At 43.5% G+C, this 1,286-nt stretch carries 1 protein-coding gene; it reads right to left on the reverse strand.

The annotated features are described in order from the left end of the window. A partial coding sequence (locus AC1MDJ_RS07900; protein ID WP_479690375.1) for a hypothetical protein occupies nucleotides 1-1,286 on the reverse strand: 1,286 nt, incomplete at both ends.

A 1,286-nucleotide genomic window follows, 5' to 3' on the forward strand; every position in this document is an offset into this window, starting at 1 on the left:
TGCTACCTATGGCATTAGCTAGTTTATCTATTAGGTCTTGAATGGTATCTTCCCCTTCAAGGGTAACCTCTGCCTGTTTGCCATTGCCATATATCGTTATAGTCTGCGTATTATCAAGCAACATTCGTCCGTCCCCATTAGTGAACACTAGTCTGCCACCAACAATGGAATCTTTTAATTTGGTGTTATCTGGTGTCGGTGCTATCCAGCCCCATTCACCACCGGTCACTTCATCATCGGGCACGTTCAAGTCCCTATCCCAGCTAATCTTTATCTCCTTGAACTGCCCGTTCTCTATAGTCATAGCTGTGAACTCAACGTGAGGGTCTCTTATATCCCAAAAGACCTTAGGAGATAAATTAGAACCCACTATATTAGTTCCATTAGGCACATCTATATCCAGTGAAACAGTCTTTATATACGTCATATTCGCAGAGTTAATATTCCAGTTGGTAGTAGTATCCACCCAATTGCCACCTTGTATAACCTCAACATCAGGACTATTCGCTTGATAGTAAAACAATGCCTTGTCGCCAACTGCCATACTATTAACAGCAGTTGCGGAGATGAAATACGAAAGACTGTTATAAGTGCCATCATTATTTTGCGTATATATCTGTGCCCTGTAATTAAGAATCGTGTTAAAAGGGTAAAGTGTTCCAAAAGAATTTGCGTAATGCGTCACTCCGTCAGTAGGGTCAACATAAAATGAGCGAAGAAAATTGTTAGGGTCGCCACTGCCTTGAAGCCGCCATGCTCTTGTGCCATCAGCAAGGTCTATATAGGTGGTAGTAGAAGCCATGTTAGCAGCATATTGTGTATACGTTACGCCTCCTACGGCGTCAGCCATGGAAACTATCTCATATCCCATATAAAAGCCTGAAAAGTTATCATACGGATAGGTGTAGCCGCTAACCGTATATGTAGTGGGAACGCCATTGTTGGTCACATTGTGGTTGACTGTAGTAGTATACCCACGGTATTGCTCTAATAGTATTTGTCTGTAGCCAGCTATGTTGTTTGTCTGTAGCCCACCAGTCGTAGGCACTCCCCAGTTGAGAGCGTTAACGGAATATGGCACTATATGCACCGTATCATCGTTAACTGTGAAGTGGACTTGTGTGACGTCGTCTAGTCCCTCTACCTGTATGTTAGTCAGACCTTTCGGATATACCAATGACTTCGTATAGTCCATGAGTTGTGCTGTCTGATAGACTGCATTTTCCCCTGCCTTAGTGCTAAATGTTAGCTTGTAATCTCCTGATACAGGGGTAGTAGCCCCCCCC

Source organism: Candidatus Termitispirillum reticulitermitis (assembly GCF_054655775.1).